General features: G+C 64.3%; 23 protein-coding genes. 16 read left to right on the top strand and 7 right to left on the bottom strand.

Going from position 1 to position 24,668, the window contains the following annotated elements:
* The first annotated feature begins 275 nt into the window (after window positions 1-275).
* The 3 genes from ACQR1W_RS34935 to fcl all read left to right on the top strand — a co-directional run bounded on the left by ACQR1W_RS34935 (window position 276) and on the right by fcl (window position 3,101).
* Window positions 276-950 carry a Crp/Fnr family transcriptional regulator gene (locus ACQR1W_RS34935; RefSeq protein WP_008972558.1) on the top strand — a complete coding sequence of 225 codons (675 nt, stop codon included), beginning with the start codon at window positions 276-278 and terminating at the stop codon, window positions 948-950.
* Between the two features lie 128 nt (window positions 951-1,078).
* Window positions 1,079-2,164, top strand: coding sequence for a GDP-mannose 4,6-dehydratase (gene gmd / locus ACQR1W_RS34930; protein WP_434855019.1), 1,086 nt, complete (start codon window positions 1,079-1,081; stop codon window positions 2,162-2,164).
* Window positions 2,145-3,101 (top strand): GDP-L-fucose synthase, encoded by a 957-nt coding sequence (gene fcl / locus ACQR1W_RS34925; protein ID WP_434855018.1) that lies wholly within the window; start codon window positions 2,145-2,147, stop codon window positions 3,099-3,101. The genes gmd and fcl overlap by 20 nt, the downstream gene beginning before the upstream one ends.
* Window positions 3,102-3,177: 76 nt before the next feature.
* Here the strand turns inward: fcl and ACQR1W_RS34920 are convergent, their stop codons facing one another.
* Window positions 3,178-4,068 (bottom strand): AraC family transcriptional regulator N-terminal domain-containing protein, encoded by an 891-nt coding sequence (locus tag ACQR1W_RS34920; RefSeq protein ID WP_434855017.1) that lies wholly within the window; start codon window positions 4,066-4,068, stop codon window positions 3,178-3,180.
* Window positions 4,069-4,203: 135 nt separating this feature from the next.
* Between ACQR1W_RS34920 and ACQR1W_RS34915 the strand changes: the two genes are divergently transcribed.
* On the top strand, window positions 4,204-4,959 hold the full coding sequence (locus ACQR1W_RS34915) for an SDR family NAD(P)-dependent oxidoreductase (protein WP_434855016.1): 756 nt from the start codon (window positions 4,204-4,206) through the stop codon (window positions 4,957-4,959).
* A 39-nt stretch (window positions 4,960-4,998) separates the two neighbouring features.
* Window positions 4,999-5,793 (top strand): N-acyl homoserine lactonase family protein, encoded by a 795-nt coding sequence (locus ACQR1W_RS34910; protein WP_434855015.1) that lies wholly within the window; start codon window positions 4,999-5,001, stop codon window positions 5,791-5,793.
* Window positions 5,794-5,805: 12 nt separating this feature from the next.
* Here the strand turns inward: ACQR1W_RS34910 and ACQR1W_RS34905 are convergent, their stop codons facing one another.
* Window positions 5,806-6,648, bottom strand: a complete 843-nt coding sequence (locus ACQR1W_RS34905; RefSeq protein ID WP_434855014.1) for a uroporphyrinogen-III synthase — start codon at window positions 6,646-6,648, stop codon at window positions 5,806-5,808.
* 129 nt (window positions 6,649-6,777) lie between these two features.
* On the opposite strand from ACQR1W_RS34905, the gene purU reads away from it, so the two are divergent.
* Window positions 6,778-7,641: a formyltetrahydrofolate deformylase gene (purU, locus tag ACQR1W_RS34900; RefSeq protein ID WP_434855013.1), complete on the top strand. Its 864-nt coding sequence runs from the start codon at window positions 6,778-6,780 to the stop codon at window positions 7,639-7,641.
* Here purU and ACQR1W_RS34895 read toward each other — a convergent pair.
* Both ACQR1W_RS34895 and ACQR1W_RS34890 read right to left on the bottom strand, forming a co-directional pair.
* On the bottom strand, window positions 7,638-8,498 hold the full coding sequence (locus ACQR1W_RS34895) for an NAD-dependent epimerase/dehydratase family protein (protein WP_434855012.1): 861 nt from the start codon (window positions 8,496-8,498) through the stop codon (window positions 7,638-7,640). The genes purU and ACQR1W_RS34895 overlap by 4 nt on opposite strands.
* 119 nt (window positions 8,499-8,617) lie before the next feature.
* Window positions 8,618-8,902 carry a hypothetical protein gene (locus tag ACQR1W_RS34890; RefSeq protein ID WP_434855011.1) on the bottom strand — a complete coding sequence of 95 codons (285 nt, stop codon included), beginning with the start codon at window positions 8,900-8,902 and terminating at the stop codon, window positions 8,618-8,620.
* A 368-nt stretch (window positions 8,903-9,270) separates the two neighbouring features.
* On the opposite strand from ACQR1W_RS34890, the gene ACQR1W_RS34885 reads away from it, so the two are divergent.
* The 6 genes from ACQR1W_RS34885 to ACQR1W_RS34860 all read left to right on the top strand — a co-directional run bounded on the left by ACQR1W_RS34885 (window position 9,271) and on the right by ACQR1W_RS34860 (window position 15,141).
* Entirely contained in the window at window positions 9,271-10,419 is a 1,149-nt protein-coding gene (locus ACQR1W_RS34885) for an ABC transporter substrate-binding protein (protein ID WP_434855107.1), read from the top strand.
* Between the two features lie 175 nt (window positions 10,420-10,594).
* Window positions 10,595-11,464 (top strand): branched-chain amino acid ABC transporter permease, encoded by an 870-nt coding sequence (locus tag ACQR1W_RS34880; protein ID WP_434855010.1) that lies wholly within the window; start codon window positions 10,595-10,597, stop codon window positions 11,462-11,464.
* Window positions 11,465-11,471: 7 nt separating this feature from the next.
* On the top strand, window positions 11,472-12,509 hold the full coding sequence (locus ACQR1W_RS34875; RefSeq protein WP_434855009.1) for a branched-chain amino acid ABC transporter permease: 1,038 nt from the start codon (window positions 11,472-11,474) through the stop codon (window positions 12,507-12,509).
* Window positions 12,506-13,252 (top strand): ABC transporter ATP-binding protein, encoded by a 747-nt coding sequence (locus ACQR1W_RS34870; RefSeq protein ID WP_434855008.1) that lies wholly within the window; start codon window positions 12,506-12,508, stop codon window positions 13,250-13,252. The genes ACQR1W_RS34875 and ACQR1W_RS34870 overlap by 4 nt, the downstream gene beginning before the upstream one ends.
* On the top strand, window positions 13,253-13,969 hold the full coding sequence (locus tag ACQR1W_RS34865) for an ABC transporter ATP-binding protein (protein WP_434855007.1): 717 nt from the start codon (window positions 13,253-13,255) through the stop codon (window positions 13,967-13,969).
* Between the two features lie 53 nt (window positions 13,970-14,022).
* Window positions 14,023-15,141, top strand: coding sequence for a cobalamin-independent methionine synthase II family protein (locus ACQR1W_RS34860; protein WP_434855006.1), 1,119 nt, complete (start codon window positions 14,023-14,025; stop codon window positions 15,139-15,141).
* A 118-nt stretch (window positions 15,142-15,259) separates the two neighbouring features.
* Here ACQR1W_RS34860 and ACQR1W_RS34855 read toward each other — a convergent pair whose 3' ends face one another.
* Entirely contained in the window at window positions 15,260-16,774 is a 1,515-nt protein-coding gene (locus ACQR1W_RS34855; protein ID WP_434855005.1) for a 4-amino-4-deoxy-L-arabinose transferase, read from the bottom strand.
* Between the two features lie 313 nt (window positions 16,775-17,087).
* Here ACQR1W_RS34855 and ACQR1W_RS34850 point away from each other — a divergent pair, with 313 nt between their 5' ends.
* The 4 genes from ACQR1W_RS34850 (at window position 17,088) to ACQR1W_RS34835 (ending at window position 22,812) form a co-directional block, all read left to right on the top strand.
* The gene (locus tag ACQR1W_RS34850) at window positions 17,088-18,437 is read left to right on the top strand and encodes a hypothetical protein (RefSeq protein ID WP_008972537.1); all 1,350 of its coding nucleotides are present in this window, start codon (window positions 17,088-17,090) and stop codon (window positions 18,435-18,437) included.
* Window positions 18,438-18,491: 54 nt separating this feature from the next.
* On the top strand, window positions 18,492-19,688 hold the full coding sequence (metK, locus tag ACQR1W_RS34845) for a methionine adenosyltransferase (protein WP_008972536.1): 1,197 nt from the start codon (window positions 18,492-18,494) through the stop codon (window positions 19,686-19,688).
* 151 nt (window positions 19,689-19,839) lie between these two features.
* Window positions 19,840-21,267, top strand: a complete 1,428-nt coding sequence (gene ahcY / locus ACQR1W_RS34840; protein ID WP_434855004.1) for an adenosylhomocysteinase — start codon at window positions 19,840-19,842, stop codon at window positions 21,265-21,267.
* Window positions 21,268-21,507: 240 nt separating this feature from the next.
* The gene (locus ACQR1W_RS34835) at window positions 21,508-22,812 is read left to right on the top strand and encodes a trypsin-like serine protease (protein WP_434855003.1); all 1,305 of its coding nucleotides are present in this window, start codon (window positions 21,508-21,510) and stop codon (window positions 22,810-22,812) included.
* Window positions 22,813-22,815: 3 nt separating this feature from the next.
* On the opposite strand, the gene ACQR1W_RS34830 is transcribed toward ACQR1W_RS34835, so the two are convergent.
* Both ACQR1W_RS34830 and ACQR1W_RS34825 read right to left on the bottom strand, forming a co-directional pair.
* Entirely contained in the window at window positions 22,816-23,160 is a 345-nt protein-coding gene (locus ACQR1W_RS34830; protein ID WP_434855002.1) for a DUF6881 domain-containing protein, read from the bottom strand.
* Between the two features lie 45 nt (window positions 23,161-23,205).
* Window positions 23,206-24,210, bottom strand: a complete 1,005-nt coding sequence (locus ACQR1W_RS34825) for a hypothetical protein (RefSeq protein WP_434855106.1) — start codon at window positions 24,208-24,210, stop codon at window positions 23,206-23,208.
* Window positions 24,211-24,668: the final 458 nt, after the last annotated feature.

Raw genomic sequence — 24,668 nt, 5'->3', positions numbered from 1 at the left:
TCGCTCCTCCCGAGGTTCCCTGGCGCTTGACGCACTCTTGGGCCTCTTTGTGGTCTCAATCCCGTCTTGTCGCGTTGCCGCGATCCTATCGCGGCCGTCAGCCGAACGCCATCCGACGAACGACCGGCTTGGCCGGAGCAGGCGCGAAGATCTTTGAATAGAGCAAAGCGTTTGCGGGAAATGTCTTGCACCCGACAATTGCCTGATGAAAATCATCCCGGCCTTGCTGCGTTGCAATAGAACAGTTGGCTACTTCGAATTGACGGGATGATGGTTTGATCGCTCCAGATACTCTCCAGCGCATCGCGCCTTGGTGGCAATACCTGAAGCCCGAGGAGATCGAGGTTGCCCGCGCCGGCATCGTCGAGCGCGCGTATGCGGCCAATGAGCACATCTTCATCCGCGGCGATCGTTTCGACTATTGGACCGGGGTCGTCACCGGGCTGGTCCGGATGAGCATGGTCTCGCGCGGCGGCAAGGCGACGACCTTCGCCGGGCTGACGGCGGGGGCCTGGTTCGGCGAGGGTAGCGTGCTGAAGAACGAGATCCGCCGCTACGATATCGTCGCGCTACGCGACAGCCGCATTGCGCTGATGGAGCGCGCGGCCTTCATCTGGCTGTTCGAGAACAGCGTCGGCTTCAACCGCTTCCTGGTCACTCAGCTCAACGAGAGGCTGGGCCAGTTTATCGGACTCGTCGAATATGGCCGGACGCTGGATGCCACCGCCCGACTCGCCCGCAGCGTTGCCTCCCTGTTCAACCCGATCCTTTATCCGAACACCACCCGGCACCTCGAGATCACCCAAGAGGAGATCGGTGCGCTCTCCGGCCTGTCCCGGCAGAACGCCAATCAGTGTCTGAAGACCCTGGAGCGGGAAGGGCTGCTGCGGCTGGAATATTGCGGAGTGACAATCCTGGATCTGGAACGCCTGCGCAGTTACGGCGAGTAACAATCAGCCTCTATTCCGATACCCAGATGCCCAAAATCTATCGGTTTTTGGGTTAGGCTTGGCGGATTTCAGATGCTAAGGCGGTCTGAACCGGCCGAGGCGCGCCGGGTAAGGCGTTGGGAGCGCGGATGACGGCCGTCGATTGCAAGGGACGCGTGGCACTGATCACGGGCGTAACCGGCCAGGACGGGGCCTATCTGGCCGAACATCTGCTCGGCCTCGGCTATACCGTTCACGGCATCAAGCGGCGCTCGTCGTCCTTCAATACCGCCCGGGTCGATCACCTCTATCGGGATCCGCACCACGGCAATGTGCCGTTCCTGCTGCACTACGGTGACATGACGGATTCGACCAATCTGATCCGGCTGATGCAGCAGATCCGTCCGACCGAGATCTATAACCTCGCCGCGCAAAGCCACGTCGGCGTCAGCTTCGAGAGCCCCGAATACACCGCCAATGCCGACGCGCTGGGCGTGCTCCGGCTGCTCGAGGCGATCCGTATTCTCGGCATGGAGAAGGAGACGCGCTTCTATCAAGCCTCCACCTCGGAGCTCTACGGCCTTGTGCAGGAGATCCCGCAGCGGGAGACCACCCCGTTCTATCCGCGCTCGCCCTACGGTTGTGCAAAGCTCTATGGCTATTGGATCACGGTGAACTACCGCGAAGCCTACGGCATGTTTGCCTGCAACGGCATCCTGTTCAACCATGAGAGCCCGATCCGCGGCGAAACTTTCGTCACGCGCAAGATCACCCGCGGCGTCGCCCGCATCGAGGCCGGTCTCGAAGAGACCATCTATCTCGGCAATCTCGAGGCCAAGCGCGATTGGGGCCACGCCCGTGACTATGTCGAGGGCATGCACCTGATCCTGCAGGCGGATGCGCCCGACGACTTCGTGCTGGCCACCGGCGAAGCGCATTCCGTGCGCGAACTCGTCGAGCTCGCCTTTGCCGAGGTCGATCGCTGCATCGAATGGCGCGGGAACGGGATCGAGGAGACCGGCATCGATTGCAAATCCGGCAGGACGGTGGTGCGGATCGATCCGACCTATTTCCGGCCGACCGAGGTCGACCTTTTGGTCGGCGACTGCCGCAAAGCGCGCGAGAAGCTCGGCTGGAAGCCGAAGCTGAGCTTCTCCGACCTGGTCCGGGAAATGGTGACAAGCGATCTCGATGCCGCGCGCCGGGAGGTGGTCCGTGGCGGCAATACCATTTGAGCTCAAAGGCAAGACGGTGTTCGTCGCCGGCCATCGCGGCATGGTCGGCGGCGCGCTTGTGCGCCGCCTGGCGCGCGAGCAAGTCGAGCTGCTGACCGTCGGCCGCAGCGAGCTCGACCTGCGTGACCAGGCCGCCGTGTTCGCCTGGTTTGCGACCATGAAGCCGCAGGTGGTGTTCCTGGCGGCCGCCAAGGTCGGCGGCATCGTTGCCAACAACACGCTGCGGGCCGAGTTCATCTACGACAATCTCGCGATCACCGCGAATGTGATCCACGCCGCCTACGTCAACGGTGCCGAGAAGCTGATGTTCTTGGGTTCCTCCTGCATCTATCCGAAGCTCGCAGCCCAGCCGTTGCGCGAGGATGCCATGCTGACGGGGCCGCTGGAGCCGACCAACGAGCCTTATGCGATCGCCAAGATCGCCGGCATCAAGCTGATCGAGGCCTATCGCAGCCAGTACGGCTGCGACTTCATCAACGTGATGCCGACCAATCTCTATGGCCCCGGCGACAATTATCATCCCGAATACAGCCATGTCGTCGCGGCGCTGATCCGGCGCTTTCACGAAGCCAAAGTGTCAGGCGTGCCCGAGGTCGTGGTTTGGGGCACCGGCGCGCCGCGCCGTGAATTCCTCTATGTGGACGACATGGCGGACGCGAGCGTCCACCTGATGAAGATCTATTCCGGGGCTGATCTGATCAATATCGGCACCGGCACGGACATCAGCATTACCGATTTCGCCCGCGTCGTCGCGGCCGTCGTCGGCTACGCCGGTGCCATCGCCTTCGATCCGTCGCGCCCCGACGGCACGCCGCGCAAGCTGCTCGATGTGTCGCGGCTAACAAAGCTCGGCTGGCGCGCGACGACCTCGCTGGAGGATGGGATCCGGTTGGCCTATCAGTCATTCCTGCGCGAGACGGGGCAGGTGGCTGCGTAACGCTCAACTGTCGTCCCTGCCTTGAGCCGCGACCCATAATCACACGCCGTGTTGCCTGCCATTGCGGGGAGTAGAGTTACGCCGCTGTCTCCGCAGCACTCCTGGCGGATTTGACGTCTCGTGCCGGTGAGGTGCCGAACATCCGGCTGTATTCGCGGGTGAACTGCGGCACGCTTTCATAGCCGACCGCGAAGGCGGCATTGGCGGCAGACAGGCCGTCCGACAGCATCAGCCGCCGTGCCTCGATCAAACGGAGCTGCTTCTGGAATTGCAGCGGTGACAACGAGGTGACGCTGCGGAAATGCTGATGGAACGATGACGGGCTCATGCCGGCAACGGCTGAAAGCTGTTCGACCCGCAAGGGTCGGGCAAACTCGGCGCGCAGCACAGCAACCGCGCGCGCTATGCGCTGCGCATGGCCGTCCGGCCAGCCCAAGCGGCGGATTGCCGTCCCGTGCCGGCCGGCCAGCAGCCAGTAATGCATCTCGCGCACGAGCTGCGCCTGCAGCACCGGCACCGAGGCCGGCCGGTCGAGCAGCCGCATCAGGCGTAGCGCAGCATCCGCCACCTCGGTGTCGGTCGGCTCGACGCGGACCGGGGCGTGATCGCCGACGCACGGTTCGCCCATTTCTGCCGAGAGGGCGACGAGAAGTGCCGGATCGAGCTCGAGCACGAGCGAGAAATAGGGAGCCGCAACGCTGGCGCGGGTGATCTGGCTGACGGTCGGTACATCGGCCGAGATCAACAGCGAATCGCCAGCCGAGAAGGCGAAGCTCTGGTCGCCCATGGTGACGTGCTTGCTGCCCTGCAGGACAAGGCAGACCAGCGGTCGTGGGATCGCGTAGACGAGGCCCGACGGCCCGGTCGCGCGGACCGTCGTCAATCCAGGAATCGGGGTCTGCGCGATGCCGAAGCTGTCGGCGTAAGCCTCGGCATGGCGGCCAACGGCGTGGAGCAGGGAAGGCATTGGACAAGCTTAAACGGTCGGCGGCGGCGATGCACGACGTTTTGGAGGATTAGGCAAGAAACGGCGAGGTTCTGGCAACAAGGCAGGGGGCAGCGGCGCGATATCGGCGTGGTGGGAATACAAGGAGTTCAGCCCATGACCAAGATCGCTCTCGTGACCGGCGCCAGCCGTGGGCTCGGCCGCAATACCGCGCTTAGCATCGCCCGCCTTGGCGGCGACGTTGTTCTAACCTATCAGAGCCGTGTGGAAGACGCCGAAGCCGCGGTGGCGGAGATCGTGAGGCTCGGCCGCAAAGCCGCGGCGCTCCAGCTCGATACCGGCGAGGTCGCAAGCTTTGCGCGGTTCGCCGAACGATTGGGCGCAGTCCTGCGCGAGACCTGCCAGCGCGAGACCTTCGATCATCTCGTGAACAACGCCGGTCACGGCGACTATGCCTTGATCGGCCATACCACTGAAGCGCAGTTCGATCGCCTCGTCGATGTCCATTTCAAGGGCGTCTATTTCCTGACGCAGGCGCTGCTGCCGCTGATTGCCGATGGCGGCCGCATCGTCAATCTGTCCTCCGGCCTGACCCGCACGTCGTTCCCGGGCTATGCGGCCTATGCCGCGGTCAAGGGGGCAGTCGAGGTGCTGACCCGCTACATGGCCAAGGAACTGGGCAGCCGCGGAATCGTCGTCAATACGGTGGCGCCCGGCGCAATCGAGACGGATTTCGGCGGCGGCGCGGTGCGCGACAACCCTGAGATCAACAAGGTTTTTGCCGACATGACCGCGCTTGGCCGTGTCGGCCTGCCCGACGATATCGGCCCCATGATCGCGAGCCTGTTGTCGGAGGACAATCGCTGGATCAACGCTCAGCGGATCGAGGTCTCCGGCGGGCAGGGGATCTGATCAGGCCATCTGAGCCGCACGAAGCTAAGGAGATCGTCGATGTCAGTCTCGACAACATCGTCTCGCACGGTCGAGCGGCTCTATGTCCTCAATGCCGGCATTGCGGTGGCGCCGGACAGAGCGGTCTATACCCCGGGGAAATGGCAGGGAGAGCAGGTCACGCTGACCTGCAATGCCTACCTGATCCGGCGCGCCGGCCAATGGACCCTCTGGGACACTGGTATCGACGATGCGATCGGCAGGGAATCCGGCGGCCGTGTCATTGCGCACAACATCCGCGGCATCGTGGTCAGGACGATCGCGTGCCAGCTCGCTGATATCGGCATCACGCCCGCGGATGTGAGCCGGGTGATCCTCTCGCATGCGCATTTCGATCATGTCGGCAATGCGAGGCTGTTCACCCACGCGACCTGGCACATGCAGCGCCGCGAGCATGAGGCGATGTTCGGCCCGGATTACGCGCAGCACGGTTATACGCCGCCGCTCTATGCGGACCTCGCGCGTGCCCAGGTCGAATTGATGGATGGCGACCACGATATCTTCGGCGACGGATCGGTGCAGGTGATCTCGACGCCCGGTCACACGCTCGGTCACTGCTCTTTGTTGGTGCGGCTGCCAAAGAGCGGGCCCGTCCTGCTGTCGGGCGACGTCGCGCATGACAGCTACAACATGGTGCATCGCTGTGTGCCCACGATGAACGCGGATGCAGAAGCGTCGCGCCAATCGATGGCGCGCATCGCGGCCATCGTTCACGCGGAGCAGGCCCAGCTCTGGCTGAACCACGACACCGTGCAGAGCGCGACAATCCCGCACGCGCCGGCTCATTTCGATTGAACGGCCGCGCGATCAGCTTGCCGCGTTGCGCGGCGGTCCCGCGCTCAGCGCTGCTGCCATCGCCGAGATCAGCGGCTTCATGAAATAGGCCTCGCCGGATGGCGTGATCGCGGGCGTCACGCCATGCGCGTGCAATTCGTCCGTCACCACCGGGCCGACGGATGCGATCGGTGTCCGCGCCAGTCCCTCGCGCAACCGCGCCTCGACGCCATGCGCCGCCGCGACATCGAACAGCCGGCGCGGTTGGCCGGAGCTGGTCAGCGCGATCGCGTCGACCCGTCCGGCCACCATCTCGTCGACCGCCGTGAGAATATTCGCATCCGCCGCCTTGGCGTCGTAGACGTAAGGCAGCACGGGATCGACCTCGGCGCCTTGCGCTGAGATCGCGCCGATCAGCGCCGAATGGTCCTTGTCGGGATAGAGCTGCAGTCCGATCCGATGGCCGCCGAGGTCGTAGCGCGACAGCAATTCGGCGACACCTTCGGAGGTCGGCTTCTCGGTCGTGAGCTGCGGCTCCAGCCCGAGCTCGCGCAGGGCGCGACCGGGCTTCGGCCCCCGGGTGAATTTACGCGCCTTCCCGAGCGCGGCGACGAAGTCCCCCTCGACCTCGAGCCGTCGCACCACCGTCATCAGCCGGCGCAGGCCTTCGCCGGTCAGCAGCACCAGATCGTCGAACGGCTTGTCGATGCAGCGTTTGATCCAGGCTTCGATCGGGGCCGGATCGGGCGCGTCATGGATCGCGAACATCGGACATTGCAGCACTTCGGCGCCCTGTTCGGCGAGCAGCCGGGAGAACTGCGCTTCCTCGCGCGTCTCCAGGATCAGGATGCGGTAGCCGGTGAGCCTGTCAGCCATGATGTCGCTCTCACGATGTCAACCACGGTTTGTTCATCCTGACACTCGTTGAAGCGTTGGCGCAAGGCCATGGGGAGTGATAGAGCAGGGCCCGAAAACCACCCCGTTGCACGGTCCCATCTCGCCGCCATGCCTGACCATCAATACGTCCTGACCCTGTCCTGCCCGGATCGCCCGGGCATCGTCTCGGCCGTCTCCACCTTCCTTGCCCATAATGGCCAGAACATCCTCGATGCCCAGCAGTTCGGCGATTTCGAGACCGGTCATTTCTTCATGCGCGTGGTGTTCACCGCCGCCGATCTCGCCGTCAACCTGTCGGCGCTGCAGACCGGCTTTGCCGCCATTGCCGAGCGATTCAACATGGACTGGCAGATGCGCGACCGCGCGGCGAAGCGGCGGGTGATGCTGCTCGTCTCCAAGTTCGATCACTGCCTGGTCGACATCCTCTACCGCTGGCGTACCGGCGACCTTGCGATGGTCCCGACCGCGATCGTCTCCAATCATCCGCGCGAGACCTATGCCGGCATCGATTTCGGCGAGATTCCGTTCCATCATATGCCGGTCACCAAGGAGACCAAGCGCGAGCAGGAGCAGGCGATCCTCAGGCTGGTCGAGCAGACCGGCACCGATCTCGTCGTGCTCGCGCGCTACATGCAGATCCTCTCCGACGAGATGTCGGCGAGCCTGTCAGGCCGCTGCATCAACATCCACCATTCTTTTCTGCCGGGCTTCAAGGGCGCCAAGCCCTATCACCAGGCCTATGAGCGCGGGGTCAAGCTGATCGGCGCGACCGCCCATTATGTCACGCGCGATCTCGACGAAGGCCCGATCATCGATCAGGACGTCGAGCGCATCAGCCATCGCGATACGCCGGAGGATCTGGTCCGCAAGGGCCGCGACATCGAGCGCCGCGTGCTGGCGCGCGCCATCCGCTATCACCTCGACGATCGCGTCATCCTCAACGGCCGCAAGACGGTGGTGTTCGTGGATTAGGCGAACAGCGGGCGGAAGCCGCGTGCGCTCCAGCCGAAATCCCTCATCGCGGGGCTCGCGTCGAACGCCATGTCCTGCATCATGCGCAGCCCCATCGCGACATTCGCACCGGGAAACAGCGGCTTGATCAGCGGGAACAGGGCGCGCCAAAGCGGGGCAGGGACGGACGGGGTGTGTCGCGGCAGTCCCAGCCCGTCGAAGATGCGGCCGATCATCTCCCGATAGGCGAGCGTCTCGCCGCCAGGCACGGCGTAGATCTTGTTGGCTGCTGCAGGCGCAGCCGCCGCGGCGATCGCGCCGATCGCGAGATCCTCGGCGTGGACCGGCTGCCGCGCGCCCTGTCCGCCGCCAACCAGGGGCATCACGTGGAAGCGACGGATCAGACGCGACAGGGGCGTGATATTCCTGTCGCGCCCTTCGCTGTAGATCAGCGTCGGGCGGAGGATGGTCCAGGCGATATTGTGCTGTTCGCAGATGGTCATGATCTCGCGCTCGGCTTCGATCAGGCAGCGAAGGCCGGCACGCTCGGACGCGATCTCGCTGTCCAGCTTGGTGAGGAGGCTGGTCGAGCTCAGGACGATCAGGCGTTTCAGCTCGCGGGGAACAAGATGAACGAGCGCCGGTCCGAGCAGTGTCGCATGAGCCGTGCAGTACAGCGTCGAAAATGCCGGAAGCCGCAGCGTCTCCGGATGCTGCAGGTCGCCCGCGATCGTGTCCACATCAGTCCGTGGGGGCTGGGAACGGGTCAGGATGAGCGGGCGCTCGCCTCGCCGGACAAGGTGGTCGAGCAGATAGCCGCCGACCAGGCCGGTGCCGCCGATCACCAGGCTTCTTGGTTGCTTGATGTTTCCGTCCACAGATCCTCACCCGGGTTGCAACCAGGGTGAGAACAAATCGCCGAGGCGAGCAGACGTTCCTCGTGTGGTTCAATCAGGAGAGATTGTGAAAAAAGGGGGCGACGCGGCGCCGGGGCACGTCACCGCGCCGGTGCTGCCGCCTGGGCATTGGCGTTTGACTGCGTCTCCTTGTCGCGCTCGGCCGCCGGCATCTGTCGGCGCCGCTCGCGCTCCTTCATGAATTGATCGTATTCCGGCGTCCCAGGCCGCGGCGGCGCATCGCGCGGCAGGCCGCCGGCCCATTGTGGCACATAGTCACCCATGCCGGCCGATAGCTTCTCGTTCACGGACGCGCAGCCGGTCAGGCTGGACAGCGTGGCTGTCGCGACAAGCGGGATCACGATATGGCGAAACTTGGTTGGCATGCTCGAATCGTCTTGCCCAGGATCATCTCGCCCAGGCCTGGCCTGCGGGCGCGGCTGTCGTGATGGCCTTCAATTGGTCAATTGAGACTATTTGATGTTTGGTATTAAAATACCTGAATCTGGCTGGCCTTGCCGCGAGATACGGTTCCGGATGAGTCGATCCGCCCTTCCGGCAGAAATTCCAGCATTGCATGGCTGGCATCCGGAATCTATTCCCAATTGCTATAGCTGTTAGAGCGGGCGGCAGATGTTAGGACGCCGTAAATCGCTCTAGGGTCGCCGGAAAAACCGGACGACGTGTCGCAAGCGCCGCGTTCGAGGTCGCGCAAATGGGAGGATGGCAGGTGTACAATCGAATTGCGGGTTTCATGTTGCTCGGTGCGGTCGCCGCCGGGCTTGGCTCGTGTCCGGCTTCCGCCGAGGACACCTTCAAGATCGGGCTGATCGTGCCGATGACCGGCGGCCAGGCGTCGACCGGCAAGCAGATCGACAATGCCATCAAGCTCTACATGCAGCAGAACGGCGACACCGTCGCCGGCAAGAAGATCGAGGTCATCCTCAAGGACGACGCCGCGCTGCCCGACAACACCAAGCGGCTGGCGCAGGAGCTGATCGTCAACGACAAGGTCAATGTGATCGCAGGCTTCGGGGTCACGCCCGCCGCGTTCGCTGCGGCGCCGCTGGCGACCCAGGGCAAGATCCCGGAAGTGGTGATGGCGGCCGGCACCTCGATCATCACCGAGAAGTCGCCCTACATCGTGCGCACCAGCTTCACGCTGCCGCAATCCTCGACCATCATCGGCGACTGGGCGGCGAAGAACGGCATCAAGAAGGTCGCAACGCTGACCTCCGACTACGCGCCGGGCAATGACGCTCTGGCGTCGTTCAAGGAGCACTTCACCGCCGGCGGCGGTGAGATCGTCGAAGAGGTCAAGGTGCCGCTCGCCAATCCGGACTTCGCGCCGTTCCTGCAGCGCATGAAGGACGCCAAGCCGGACGCGATCTTCGTGTTCGTGCCGGCCGGCCAGGGCGGCAACTTCATGAAGCAGTATGCCGAGCGCGGCCTCGACAAAAGCGGCATCAGGGTGATCGGGCCAGGCGATGTCACCGACGACGACCTGCTCAAGGACATGGGCGACGCCGTGCTCGGCGCCGTCACCGCCCACATCTATTCGGCGGCGCATCCGTCGGAGAAGAACAAGGCGTTCGTCGCCGCCTATGAAAAGGCCTATGGCAGCCGTCCCGGCTTCATGGCGGTCGGCGGTTACGACGGCATTCACCTGATCTACGAGGCGTTGAAGAAGGATGGCGGCAAGACCGACGGCGACTCGCTGCTCGCGGCGATGAAGGGCATGGCCTGGGAGAGCCCCCGCGGCCCGATCTCGATCGATCCGGAGACCCGTGACATCATCCAGAACGTCTATGTCCGCAAGGTCGAGAAGGTGAACGGCCAGCTCTACAACGTCGAATTCGAGACCTTCAACGCGGTCAAGGATCCGGGCAAAGCGAAGAAGTGACGTCGCGTCAGCGACGTCATCCCGGGGCGCGAGCGCAACGCACTCGCGAACCCGGGATCTCGAAATTGTTAAAAGAGATTCCGGGTTCAGCGCTGTCTGCGTAAAATGGTCTTGCCATTTTGTCGCGAGCGCTGCCCCGGAATGACGACCTCTAACTCCGGCCGCTTCTGTTTCCATGACCGCTGTTCTCACCAATTTGTTCGATGGCGTTGCCTACGGCATGCTGCTGTTCGTGCTGGCCTGCGGGCTTGCCGTGACGCTCGGCCTGATGAATTTCGTCAACCTGGCCCATGGCGCCTTCGCCATGGCCGGCGGCTATGTCTGCGCGATGCTGGTGAACAAGAGCGGCTGGCCGTTCTTCGCCGCGCTGCCGCTGGCCTTCGTCGCGAGTGCAATGATCGGCGCGGCGCTGGAGCGGACGCTGTACCGACACCTCTACACCCGCAGCCATCTCGATCAGGTGCTGTTCTCGATCGGGCTGGTGTTCATGTCGGTCGCGGCGGTCGACTACATCATGGGATCGTCGCGCATCTTCATTAAGTTGCCGCAGGTTTTGGAAGGTCAGTTCGACGTGTTCGGCGTCGGCATCGGCCGCTACCGGCTGATGATCGTCCTGATTTGCGGGCTGCTCACGGTGCTGTTGCAGCTGGTGCTGGCCAAGACCCGTTTCGGCAGCCGCCTGCGCGCCGCGGTCGACGATCCGCGCGCGGCGAGCGGGCTCGGCATCAACGTGCCGCAGGTGTTCGCCTTTACCTTCGCCTTCGGCTGCGGCCTCGCCGGGCTCGGCGGCGCGCTCAGTGCCGAGATCCTCGGCCTCGATCCGTATTTCCCGCTGAAGTTCATGATCTACTTCCTGATCGTGGTCACCGTCGGCGGCTCCTCCTCGATCACCGGCCCGTTCCTCGCGTCGCTGCTACTCGGCATCGGCGACGTTGCCGGCAAATATTACGTGCCCAAGATGGGCCCCTTCGTCATCTACACCATTATGATCGTGATCCTGATCTGGCGCCCGAACGGATTGTTCGGCCGCACCGCTGCGCGGTGAGGGTCGCATGACGACCAACGTACAATCCGATGTCGCCTATCACGCACGCCAGCATGGCCGCTGGCACTGGAGCGAATTCGCCTATTGGATCGCCGTGCTTGCGGTCGGACTCGCATTTCCGTCGCGCTATTTGATCATGACCGAGATCGTGCGGCTCGCGCTGTTCGCGCTCTCGCTCGATCTGATCCTCGGCTATGCCGGCATCGTTTCGCTCGGCCATGCCGCGTTCTTCGGCGTCGGCGCCTATTGCGCGGGGCTCCTGTCGGCGCATGGCCTGATCGACGAGCCGCTGCTGGCGCTGATTGTCTCCGGGCTTGCTGCGATGGTGCTGGGTTTCGTCACCAGCTTCCTGGTGATCCGCGGCGCCGACCTGACCCGGCTGATGGTCACGCTCGGCATTGCGCTGCTATTGGAGGCGCTGGCGGAACGCTTCTCCAACATCACCGGCGGCACTGACGGCCTGCAGGGTATCGACATCAAGCCGCTGCTCGGGCTGTTCGAGTTCGACATGTTCGGCAGGACCGGATTCTTCTATGCGCTGGCTGTCCTGTTCGTGCTGTTCCTGCTGGCGCGACGGATCGTGCATTCGCCGTTCGGCCTGTCGCTGCGCGCCATCAAGAACAATCCGCTGCGGGCCGCCGCGATCGGCATTCCCGTGAATCGCCGGCTGATCGCCATCTACACGGTCGCGGCGTTCTACGCCGGCATTGCGGGGGCGCTGTTCACCCAGACCACGGCGCTCGCCTCGCTGGATGTATTCGCCTTCGACAAGTCTGCTGACCTGATGCTGGTGCTGGTGATCGGCGGCGCCGGCTATCTCTATGGCGGGCTGATCGGCGCGCTCGTGTTCAGGATGCTGCAGGAGGTGTTCCAGACCATCACGCCGCAATATTGGATGTTCTGGATCGGGCTCGTGCTGGTCGTCATCGTGCTGGTCGGCCGGCAGCGCATTCACGCCGCGGCACTGTTTGTGCCGAACCTGATCCTTAAGCAACTGGCCGGCCGCAAGGCAGTGGTGGCATTGTCCGACAACGAGGCGCCATGAGCATCGCGCTCGAAACCAGGAATCTGGAGAAGCATTTCGGCGGCCTGCGCGTCACGCGCGATCTGTCGCTGAAGATTGCGACCGGTGCGCGCCACGCGCTGATCGGGCCGAACGGCGCCGGCAAGACCACCGTGATCAACCAGCTCACCGGCGTGTTGAATCCGACCTCGGGTCGCATCCTGCTCGAAGGCACTGACGTCACCGACCTGCCGGTGCACAAGCGTGTGCTGCGCGGCCTGTCGCGGACCTTCCAGATCAACCAGCTCTATCCCGACCTGACGCCGCTCGAGACGATCGGGCTGGCGGTGTCCGAGCGGCTCGGCCGCGGCGGTGACTGGTGGCGGCGGATGGGAACGCGCGACGACGTCAATGCCGAGATCGCCGACACGCTCGGCCGCTTCCGTCTGCTCGATGTCATGAACGACAGGACGTCGACCTTGCCCTATGGCAAGCAGCGGCTGCTCGAGATCGCGGTTGCGATCGCGGCCAAGCCGCGGGTGCTGCTGCTCGACGAGCCCGCCGCCGGCGTGCCCGAGGGCGAGCGCAAGGACATCCTGGCAGCCGTCAGCGCGCTGCCGCGCGACGTCACCGTGCTGCTGATCGAGCATGACATGGATCTGGTGTTCTCCTTTGCCGATCGCATCTCGGTGCTGGTCTCCGGCGCGCTGCTGGTCGAAGGTCCGCCCGATGAGGTCGCGCGCGATCCGCAGGTCAAGGCAGTGTATCTCGGTGAGGCCGCGTGAATGAGTGATCTGCTTGCCATCGACGCTTTGCGCGCCGGTTACGGCCAGGCCGTTGTCCTGCCGAACATGTCGCTGAAGCTGCCTGAGGGCCAAGTGCTCGCGCTGCTCGGCCGCAACGGCACCGGCAAGACCACGCTGATCAATTCCATCGTCGGTGTCACCCGGCGTTTCTCTGGCAGGATCGCACTGGCAGGCCAGGACATCACCAGCTTGCGCGCCGACCAGCGCGCCCGCAACGGCATCGGCTGGGTACCCCAGGAGCGCAACATCTTTCACTCGCTGACAGTCGAGGAGAACATGACGGCCGTGGCGCAGCCGGGACCGTGGACCGTGGAGAAGGTCTACCAGATGTTCCCAAGGCTGAAGGAGCGGCGCAGCAATTTCGGCAACCAGCTCTCCGGCGGCGAGCAGCAGATGCTGGCGATCGGCCGGGCGCTGACGCTCAATCCGAAAGTGCTGCTGCTGGACGAGCCGACCGAGGGGCTGGCGCCGATCATCGTCGAGGAACTGCTGGCCGCGATCGGCACCATCAGCCGCGCCGGCGGGCTGTGCTCCATCATCGTCGAGCAGCATGCGCAGAAGATTCTGGGGCTGGCCGACCGCGTCGTGATATTGGAGCGCGGTATGATCGTGCATGATGCGCCGTCGAGCGCCCTGAAGGCGGACCCGACGCCGCTGGAGCGCCACCTCGGCGTTGCCGGCGCTGCGGCGCATTGAACAGACCGATCGCGAGCCACCCGTTCGAGGACGACATTCAAGGAGAAGACAACATGCAACGCACAAAGCCTCCGTTCCGCGCCGACGAGGTCGGCAGCCTCTTGCGCCCGCAGAAGATCAAGGACGCGCGCGCCAAGCTCGAGAAGGGCGAGATCTCGGCCGACGAGCTGCGCCGGATCGAGGACATGGAGATCGAGAAGGTCGTGCATCGGCAGGCCTCGACTGGCCTGAAGCTCGCGACCGACGGCGAATTCCGCCGCTCCTGGTGGCATTTCGACTTCCTTGCCAAGCTCACCGGCTGCGAGCTGTTCCATCCGGACACCGGTATCCAGTTCACCGGCGTGCAGACGCGGCATGACGCGGTCCGCGTGATCAGCAAGCTCGACTTTCCGGCCGACCATCCGATGCTCGACCATTTCCGCTTCCTGAAGAAACATGCCGACACCGCGCATGTGGTCGCCAAGATGACGATCCCGTCGCCGGCCGTGCTGCACTTCCGCGGCGGCCGCAAGTCGATCTCCAAGGACGTCTATCCCGATCTCGACGCCTTCTATGAGGATCTCGGCAAGACCTACCGCAAGGCGGTGAAGGCGTTCTACGATGCCGGCTGCCGCTATCTGCAGTTCGACGATACCGTGTGGGCCTATCTGTGCTCCCAGGAGGAACTGAAGAAAGCGCGCGAGCGCGGCGACAATCCGGACGGACTGCAACAGATCTACTCGCGCATCATCAACTACGCGATCGCCGAGCGCCCCGCCGACATGGTGATCACGACCCATGTCTGTCGCGGCAATTTCCGCTCGACCTGGATCTCCTCGGGCGGCTACGAGCCGGTCGCCGAGACCATGCTCGCCAACACCAACTACGACGGCTACTTCCTCGAATACGACAGCGAGCGCGCCGGCGGCTTCGAGCCGCTGCGCTTCCTGCCCAAGGGCAACAAGGTGGTCGTGGTCGGCCTCGTGACCTCCAAGAGCGGCGAGCTGGAGAAGAAGGACGACATCAAGCGCCGCATGGAGGAGGCGGCGAAGTTCGCGCCGCTGGAGCAGCTCGCGCTGTCGCCGCAATGCGGCTTCGCCTCCACCGAGGAAGGCAACATCCTGAGCGAGGAAGAGCAGTGGGCGAAGCTGCGCCTCTGCGTCGAGCTCTCCGAGGAAATCTGGGGGAAGTGATCGGCACGTGCGCGCGTCGCTCGCGCGAACTCATCTGATGACCAAGCGGGACCGGAGCCTCTCCGGTCCCGCTTTTTTCATGCGAGCGTGGCGCGTTTCTCGGCCGGCAAGGACATGATCAGCGGTCGATGCGCTCCAGCACATCATTGAGGGTCAAGTCCGGGCCTTCGGTGGGCTCGCAAGCCCCGTCACGAGCAAAGATGCAGAGCGTGGCGCCGCCGACCATGTCGCAGTCACGTGCGGTGAAGTTGGCGGGCAGCTCCGGCGCGGCGCGCTGGTAGGCGAGCATGCGATTGAATTCGGACGACACGGCGCCGGCTGTGCCGGCCAAACGGCCGCGGACCAAAGGATCGGTGGAATAGAGGGCAAAGAGGGGCTTGTCGCCGACCAGGCGGCTCCGGCCCGGCAGCAGATAAAATGGCGCGTCATAGAGCGCGAGGCCGCACATCTGCGGGTCGGCTTTCAACTCCGCCGCCAGCCTCGCCGCTCCGATCCCTTTCATCCACTGGTCCGGCATCGCGCCCGTAGCCGCCAGCACCGCTGACGCGCTCATCCACCCGCCGGCGATCAACAGTCCCGCCCATCGGCGGCGTGCCGGCGACCGGGGCGTTGCGATCCAATCGGCTGAGCCGAGCGCCGCGAGCAGAATGAACAGCGTGACCGAAAGAAATATGAAGCGATATTCCTTGTGCGCGATCAGGCTGTGCGTCACCAGATTGGTGAGCGCAATCCAGAACAGGACCGGTGTTCTCCGGCTTCCTTGCCAGACCGCCAAAGCGAGCGGCACCACGGCCAGCGACCAAGCGCCCAAGATCCAGATCCCGTAGACGCTGGCCGGCGCCGTGCCGAATTCGGCCGAGCGGCCGAGAAACAGGTTCTGATGGATGTTGGCCACCATCCAGGCGAAGGGCACCGCGCCGTGCGCGGCATCCACCATCGCTCCGACGGCGAGCACGATGCCGCCGCCGAGCGCCAAGGGCATCATGCGCGACCAATCGCGCCAGCAGGTCTGCAGGACGAGCACCGCGATCGCTGGCGCGTATTGAAAGCGAATGAGGACGGCGAACGCAAGCAAGGCGCCAGCTTGGATGAGATGGCGCCGGGTGGGCGGATCGCGGGTCAGCAGCACCGCGGCAGGCAAGATCAGTGCGGTCGCCAGGGGTTCGCTCAGCGTGTGGGGCGCGAAATAGACGAACTCAAACCAGATCGCCGCAACAAAGCCGGCGAGGATCGCGTGCGTCCGGGAGAGCCGGGCGCCAAAGGCCCAGGCCGAGGCGACGATCGACAGCGAGGCGATTGCAGCGAGGAGGCGCGACAGGATGAAGGCACCCGAGCCACCGGGCACGAGCCAGTCTCCGATCGCGACCGGGCCGGCCATGATCGTCGGCAACAGCCAGCTTCGGATGCCGTGGCGCCACTCCCAGGAGACGATGCTGTCGTCTCCCCAGATGCGCGAGGCGGGCTCCAGATATTGGAAGATCTCGTCCGGGTGATGGAAGTTCGGCCAGAATGCAAGCGGCAGGCGGCAGGCGGTGGCCAGCAGCAGGATGAGAAGCAGCGGATGCGGCCGAGTGGCCGTGGCTGCCAGGCAATCTGCGTCGCTAGGTTCTGCTGCGGCGGCTGGCAGGGTCATTTCCGAATGCGCTCTGAGAGCCCTTTTTTGCGGCGTTCGCAACTTATGGATGCCAAAACCTAACTCGACGTAAAATCACGGAAGTCACCGAAGGTCGGCCGTTGCGCTCGCTTGGGCCTTCTCTTGGCCGAGAGGGGCGACCAGGCGCGAGAACGATCCGGGCGATCGCGCCTGTGCTGGTCGGAGCGGGACGGGCTGCGGCGAAAAGCCGGAGCCGGGGTTTTGCTCCGGCCTTCCCATCGGTGGGCAGAAGATGCTAGGACCTTTTTGCAAATAGTCTCTGCCCACCGACATGTCCCAACCGATCGGCGCGATGAAGAACGACCAGCTCCTGGCCCAAATTTCGGAATTCTGCCGCCAGGCCGACATGGCGGAGTCGACCTTCGGCCGGCGCGCCGTCAACGACGGTAAGCTGGTGCACCGGCTGCGCGAGGGCAAGCGCATCACCATCGACACGCTGGACCGCATCCAGGCCTATATCGCGGCCTCGACCGGCACGATGCCGCCGCCGCGGCTCGAGGTGGTGGCCGAAAAGCGCGACCCCCGCAGCAATTTCCGCTTCTTCGAGAATCGCCAGAAATACCTGCTGTTCGTCCATACCTGCAGCGAGAAGCGGGTGGTCGCCGAACGCGTCGGGCTCGAGCTGGCCAGCATCCACCCGCGGCCGCCGGCGTTCCGCGTGTTCGACGCCGGCGTCGGTGACGGCACGGTGCTGTCGAAAGTGCTGCGGACCATGCATGGCCGCTTTCCGCACATACCGTTCTATGTCGCCGGCAAGGAGCTGAGCCTGGAGGACGTCCGGCTGACGCTCGAGAAGGTGCCGGACCGCCTATTTGAGCACCCGGCCAGCGTGTTCGTGTTCACCAACATGAATTACGCCGAGGCGCCGTGGCTGACGCCGAAATCGCCGTCGCTGGCCGCCAGCATGATCTGGCACGAGCTGGTGCTGCAGGGCGCTTCGTCTGGCGAGTTCGAGGCGCAGATCGCGGGGCTCAAGCCGTTTCTGGAGCAGAACTGGCGCGCCTCGGTGTCGCCGCGCACCGGCATGCCGATTTATGAGCGGCCGGTGGCGCTGGTGCTCTACCGCGAGGACCACCGCTTTTTGCTTGACGGGATCATTCCGCGCGCCGGCCGGGTCGAGGCCAATTTCGACCTGGTGATCGCCTCGCAACCTTATCGTGCCCGGTCGTCGGTGAATTTCCGCGCCAAACGGATCATCGCGCCGCTCGCGCGCGCCTTGAAGCCGGGCGGCCGGCTGATCGGAATCCACTCCCACGGCCAGGATCCGGGCCTGGAAATCATTCAGGCGGTGTGGCCGGGAGAAAATCCTTTCTCGGTCAGCCGCCACGAGCTGCTGCGGGCGGTGAAATACGAGCTGGGATCCAGTGGGCGGGACTTAAATTTTAACGCCTATGCGGACAATCGCTCGATTTTCAGGTATGAGATGGAAGCTCTGCCCAACGAGGTCACCGGAACCATCGGAACCTCGACGGCCTTTGCAGCCTGGAACGCGGCGGTGTATGTCGCCCAGATCGAGGAAGACCGCCTGACGGAGATCGCCAACAGCGCGCGTGCGCTCGATGCCGCCAGAGAGGTGCTGCGAAAGCACAACGGGTTGTGGTTCTACGACGAGTCCTACGTCATCTCGCGGCGTCGCGACTGACGGTTCGGGATCAATATCAATGACCGCCGTGGGCGGCGAAGAAGGGGTTGCTTGATGCGCGCGTCATATCTGTTCACCTCGGAGTCGGTGTCCGAGGGCCATCCGGACAAGGTCTGCGACCGGATTTCCGACGAGATCGTCGACCTGTTCTACCGCGAAGGGCCCAAGGCCGGCATCGACCCCTGGGCGATCCGCGCCGCCTGCGAAACGCTCGCCACCACCAACAAGGTCGTGATCGCCGGTGAAACCCGCGGTCCGTCCTCGGTCACCAATGAGCACATCGAGCACGTGGTGCGGGAGGCGATCAAGGACATCGGCTACGAGCAGGAAGGCTTTCACTGGAAGACCTGCGACATCGAGATCCTGCTGCACCCGCAGTCGGCCGATATCGCGCAAGGCGTCGACGCGCTGCAGCCCGGCGAGAGGAAGGAAGAGGGCGCGGGCGACCAGGGCATCATGTTCGGTTACGCGACCAACGAGACGCCGGACCTGATGCCGGCGCCGATCTTCTACGCCCACAAGATCCTGCGCCTGATCTCCGAGGCCCGTCACTCGGGTGTCGAGAAGGTGCTTGGGCCGGACTCCAAGAGCCAGGTCACCGTGCAGTATGAGAACGGCAAGCCGGTTGGCGTCCGCGAGATCGTCGTGTCGCACCAGCATCTGGTCGAGGACATGACCTCGGCGCAGGTGCGCGAGCGCGTCGAGCCTTATGTGCGCAAGGCGCTGCCGGAAGGCTGGATCACCCCGAAGACCATCTGGCACATCAATCCGACCGGGAAGTTCTTCATCGGCGGTCCCGACGGCGACGCTGGCCTCACCGGCCGCAAGATCATCGTCGACACCTATGGTGGCGCGGCCCCGCATGGCGGCGGCGCCTTCTCGGGCAAGGATCCGACCAAGGTCGACCGCTCGGCCGCCTATGCCGCGCGCTATGTCGCCAAGAACATCGTCGCCGCCGGGCTCGCCGACCGCTGCACGCTGCAGCTGGCTTACGCGATCGGCGTGGCGCGTCCGCTGTCGATCTACATCGACACCCACGGCACCGGTAAGGTGCCCGAGGACCAGCTCGAGAAGGCGGCCGCCGAGGTGATGGATCTCACCCCGCGCGGCATCCGCAGCCATCTCGACCTCAACCGCCCGATCTACGCGCGCACCTCGTCCTACGGCCATTTCGGCCGCACGCCGGACAACGAAGGCGGCTTCTCCTGGGAGAAGACCGACCTCGTCGAGCCGTTCAAGCGCGCGGTTTGATTTGAGGTCGTCATTCCGGGATGCGCCGAAGGCGCAGACCCGGAATCTCGAACGAATAGATTCCGGGTTCGCGCTGTCGGCGCAAAATTGAATCTTCAATTTTGTCGCAGCGCGCCCCGGAATGACGTTTTTTGGCAAACAGGAACCCACCATGACCGCCTTCACCGACTACATCGTCAAGGACATTTCGCTCGCCGACTTCGGCCGCAAGGAAATCTCGCTCGCCGAGACCGAGATGCCCGGCCTGATGGCGACGCGGGAGGAATACGGCCCGAAGCAGCCGCTGAAGGGCGCGCGCATCGCCGGCTCGCTGCACATGACCATCCAGACCGCCGTGCTGATCGAGACGCTGAAGGCACTCGGCGCCGACATCCGCTGGGTCTCCTGCAACATCTATTCGACCCAGGACCACGCCGCCGCCGCGATCGCGGCCGCCGGCATTCCGGTGTTCGCAGTCAAGGGTGAGACGCTGAAGGACTATTGGGACTACACCGCCAAGCTGTTCGACTGGCATGGCGCAAAGCCCGGTGAAGCCTTGCATCCCAACATGATCCTCGATGATGGCGGCGACGCCACCATGTACGTCCATCTCGGCCTCCGGGCCGAGAACGGCGATGCGGCCTTCCTGGACAAGCCGGCTTCCGAAGAAGAGGAAGTCTTCTTCGCGCTGCTCAAGAAGCAGCTGAAGGAGAAGCCGAAGGGCTACTTCGCTGCCATCGCCAAGTCGATCCAGGGCGTCTCGGAGGAGACCACCACGGGCGTGCATCGTCTCTACGACATGCAGAAGGCCGGCACGTTGTTGTGGCCCGCCATCAACGTCAATGACAGCGTCACCAAGTCGAAATTCGACAACCTCTATGGCTGCCGCGAGTCGCTGGTCGACGGCATCCGCCGCGGCACCGACGTGATGATGTCGGGCAAGATCGCGATGGTGGCGGGCTTCGGCGATGTCGGCAAGGGGTCGGCCGCCTCGCTGCGCCAGGCCGGCTGCCGCGTCATGGTCTCGGAGGTCGATCCGATCTGCGCGCTGCAGGCGGCAATGGAGGGCTATGAGGTCGTGACGATGGAGGACGCCGCACCGCGCGCCGACATCTTCGTGACCGCGACCGGCAACAAGGACATCATCACCATCGAGCACATGCGCGCGATGAAGGATCGCGCCGTCGTCTGCAACATCGGCCACTTCGACAACGAGATCCAGGTCGCCTCGCTGAAGAACCTGAAGTGGACCAACATCAAGCCGCAGGTCGACGAGATCACCTTCCCCGATGGCAAGCGCATGATCCTGCTGTCCGAAGGTCGCCTCGTGAACCTCGGCAATGCGATGGGCCACCCGTCCTTCGTGATGTCGGCTTCGTTCACCAACCAGACCCTGGCGCAGATCGAACTCTATGCCAACAACAAGGACGGCAAGTACAAGAAGGAAGTCTATGTGCTGCCGAAATCGCTGGACGAGAAGGTGGCGATGCTGCATCTCGCCAAGATCGGCGTGAAGCTCACCAAGCTGCGCCCCGACCAGGCCTCCTATATCGGCGTCAAGCCAGAAGGCCCGTTCAAGTCGGATCACTATCGGTACTGACCGCTGGCTCGTCATTCCGGGGCCGCGCGGGCGACAAACAGCGAGCCTGTTTGCGCCCACAGCGCTGAAACCAGGAAGCTCGAAAGTCTCCGATGCGCTTCGCGATGGCCGGGCTTGTCCCGGCCATCGGCTTTTCTGCCATGCGAATCTGAGAGTGTCTTGCGGTGGCCACGCGGTCGCCGTCTTGATCATGTCGTCTGGCGCATCCATCATGGCGTACTCAACTTGCAGTGGATGCGCATGACCAGCAGGGCTGTCGTTCTCCTCATTCTTCTTCTTGGGTTGCTCGGTCCGGCGCGGGCCGCCGAGCTCGACGACGCCGTGGCTGCGGCGCATGGCGGCGACTACGCGACTGCGCTGAAGCGGTTGTCTCCGCTGGCTGAGAAGGGCGATGCGCGCGCCCAGTTCGACCTCGGCTTCATGCAGGCGTTCGGCTGGGGCGTTCAGCGCGATCCCGCCAAGGCTATCGATTGGTATCGCAAGGCGGCGGAGCAGGGGCTCGCCGTGGCGCAGCACTATCTTGGCGTGGCCTATGTGAACGGCGAGGGCGTACGGCCCAATGATGCGGAAGCTGCGCGCTGGCTGACGCGGGCGGCTGCGCAAGGGTTTGTCCCGGCACAGTACATGCTGGCCCTCATGACGCTGAATGGCCGCGGCGTCCCGAAGGATGTCGTGCAGGGCTATGCATACATGGTCATGGCGGGACAGCATGGTGTCCGGTCTGCAGGTCGCATGGTGCCGCAGCTGATACTGAGCGAGGCGCAGCGCGCGCAGGCGCAGGACATCATCGCCAACTGGAAGTCGAAGTCCGAATCCTCGCTCGCCAGCATTGCCAATCCGCCCCCTGAAGAGCTGCTCGGTCTCGACCGCCATCTTGGCGAGGTAGCCGATCCCTCGAGCTGGCCGTTTTCCGCGATCGGGGTCGTTGCCGTCATGGGTGCATCATGCACCGGCACGCTGGTCGCTCCCAAGCTGGTGCTGACCGCCGCACATTGCCTGTTCAGAGGCACCGAACCGGTTAGTCCGGGCGTAGTCCATTTTCTAGCCGGCCTCGACAAGGGCACGCCGGCAGCGTCCTCCGTCGCGGCACGGCTGATTGTGGCCAAGGGATTTGTTCCGACGCCAATCAAGCAACCGCCGCCGATTACCCGGTCGCCGGATGATTGGGCCTTGATCATCCTGAAGCAGCCCTTGTCGGCCCGGCCCATTGCCGTAAAGGCGCTCAATCGGAAGGAACTGCTCACTGCAGCCGTTGCCGGTGCGATCTCCGGAATCGGCTATGGCCAGGAGCGGCGCTATTCTCCGACCTTGCTGCGCAACTGCCGCGCCGATTGGAGCGCCGACAAGCGGCTGATGCCGGTTCAATGCCTGGACAATTTCGGCTATTCGGGCTCGCCCATTTTGGTCGACATTGACGGCACGCCGACGGTTGTGGCCGTTCTTTCGATCGGCAACGAGACCGGATTGACCTTTGCCGCGTCCGCCAATCAGTTCGAGGCGGCCGTCCGGGAGCAGGCTGCGGCGGAAGCAGCGCCCGCGCGCTGACGCTCATCCTCCATTGGATTTCGGCTCTGTGCTTGATCGATTTGCCTGCCTCCACGCGATCTCGAAGGCGATTTTCGAAATATCCCGCGCAGAGAACTCTGGATTGCGATCAATGTCTTGGGGTGGCGGAAACGGGCCCTCAGGCATGACGTCGCGCCAGTTTTCGCTCTGATAACTGTGCGCTTCGAGGCGGCCATCGCGATACTTCCTGACGCACCGGATCGAGTAGCGGTCGACATCGAGTTCGTCGTACCACTCGACCGGTTCGTCCTCTCTCGCCGCGAGCCAAACAGCGTGAAAGTAGCTGTGGGGCGGTCCCAGGCTGGGTGGTGGCGGCAGTTCGGACATTTCGGTCTTCCCGGACCGCTCGCGCTAGCGACCCAACGATGTGCTCTAAGTCGCGCGCGACCGCGCAGCGCGCGCCGAGCGGATCTTGCTCGGCTTCTCCGATCTCGCGTGTTTGCCGGCGCTGTGCTCGCGCCGCGCCGCGACGTGCTGCTTTCGCCGCCTCACCTCGGCCATCGCCTGCAGAACGGCTGGCCCGCGACGCGAGGCATATTCCTGACCATCGATCGGACCGACATGTGGCGGATCGCGATCGAGATAGGGCCGTCCGATGCCGAAGTCCTTTCCATGCGCATCGATCCATTTCCACAGCTGCTCGGTCGATACCCAGCGCTGCGCACGCGTCGCGCCCTTGACGCTCACGACATCGGCTGCGAGGCCGTGACCATAACCGCCGCGAAAGCTGCCGCCATGATAGGATCTGTTGTTGGCAGCCTTGAGGCCGCTTGCGATCGACTGGCGGTAGTCGTCGCGGAAGGCGCTGGTGATGCCGGGCGAGAGTCCCGCGTCCTCCGCCGCGTGCAGGATGTGAAACAGTTTCAGCTTGAAGCCGCGGTCCATCCCGCCGATCACGTAGTCCGCCAGCGTCAGGCCGGCCTTGTCCGCCGCCTTGGGGTCCTTCCAGGCAAAGTCCTCGTCGACCAGCCTGGTGAAGCTTCTGGTGACGGTCACCATCCGGCCCCTGCGCTTGATTGTGACTTTGCGGCGCTCCTCCTCCTTGATCGAATCCTCCTTCGGTGCGCGCTGATAGAGGGCCCACAAATAGCGATCGACGCAGACATCGACGACGAAGCACTCGTCGACGACTTCGAATGCGTTCACGCTCGCGGTGGTCTCGCTCGGCTCACGATCTGGCGGACTTGCGGTGTTGACGTCTGCCCGCGGCGTATCGGCGGGCAACATCTCGCCCGGATCGGCCGCGGCGATCTGGAACGATCCCGCAGGCTTCTCGGACGGCTGCGGCTTCTCGGCAGCGGCTGCATCGGCCTCTGCTGACGATGCGGCCGGTGCTGCCACGGGCGGTGTGTCGATAGGGCGGGCGGTGGGGTCCATGATGTGCGGGGGCGTCACGGCAGCTGGCGCCGTCTCGCTGATCTCCGCGGTCACGATCTCCGACGGTGCAGCCGCGGTCGCCGCGTCGACCGATTGCGGCGGCATTATCGAGGGCTGCGGATCGATGGCCGTCGCCGCTTGGCCGGCTTGCTCGACATCTGCTGGTCGTTGCGCAGTTTCTGGCGCGGTGACGACCTGCGCTGTATCAATGGCCTGCAGCGGCTTGACGAGTTGGGCTTCGCTCGCCTGCGGCGTCGTGTTCGCCTGCAGCGCCGGGGCAAACTTGGCCACGCTGTCGACCGCCGATCTGCTGCGGTCGGCGATCCGCGCCTCAGGCCTCTTGCCGGCTTGCATCAGGCTCATCAAGCTCGGCAACGGAAAAAGTTGACTCACGAGCATGACTGACAGGCAACACGATAACGCAACCGCTGCAGATCGTGCGTTCATGGTCCCAGCCT

The organism is Bradyrhizobium sp. HKCCYLS1011, from assembly GCF_051167795.1.
Classification (GTDB): domain Bacteria; phylum Pseudomonadota; class Alphaproteobacteria; order Rhizobiales; family Xanthobacteraceae; genus Bradyrhizobium.
Note: the sequence above shows the minus strand (reverse complement) of the source record. Positions and strands in the feature narration are given on the sequence as shown.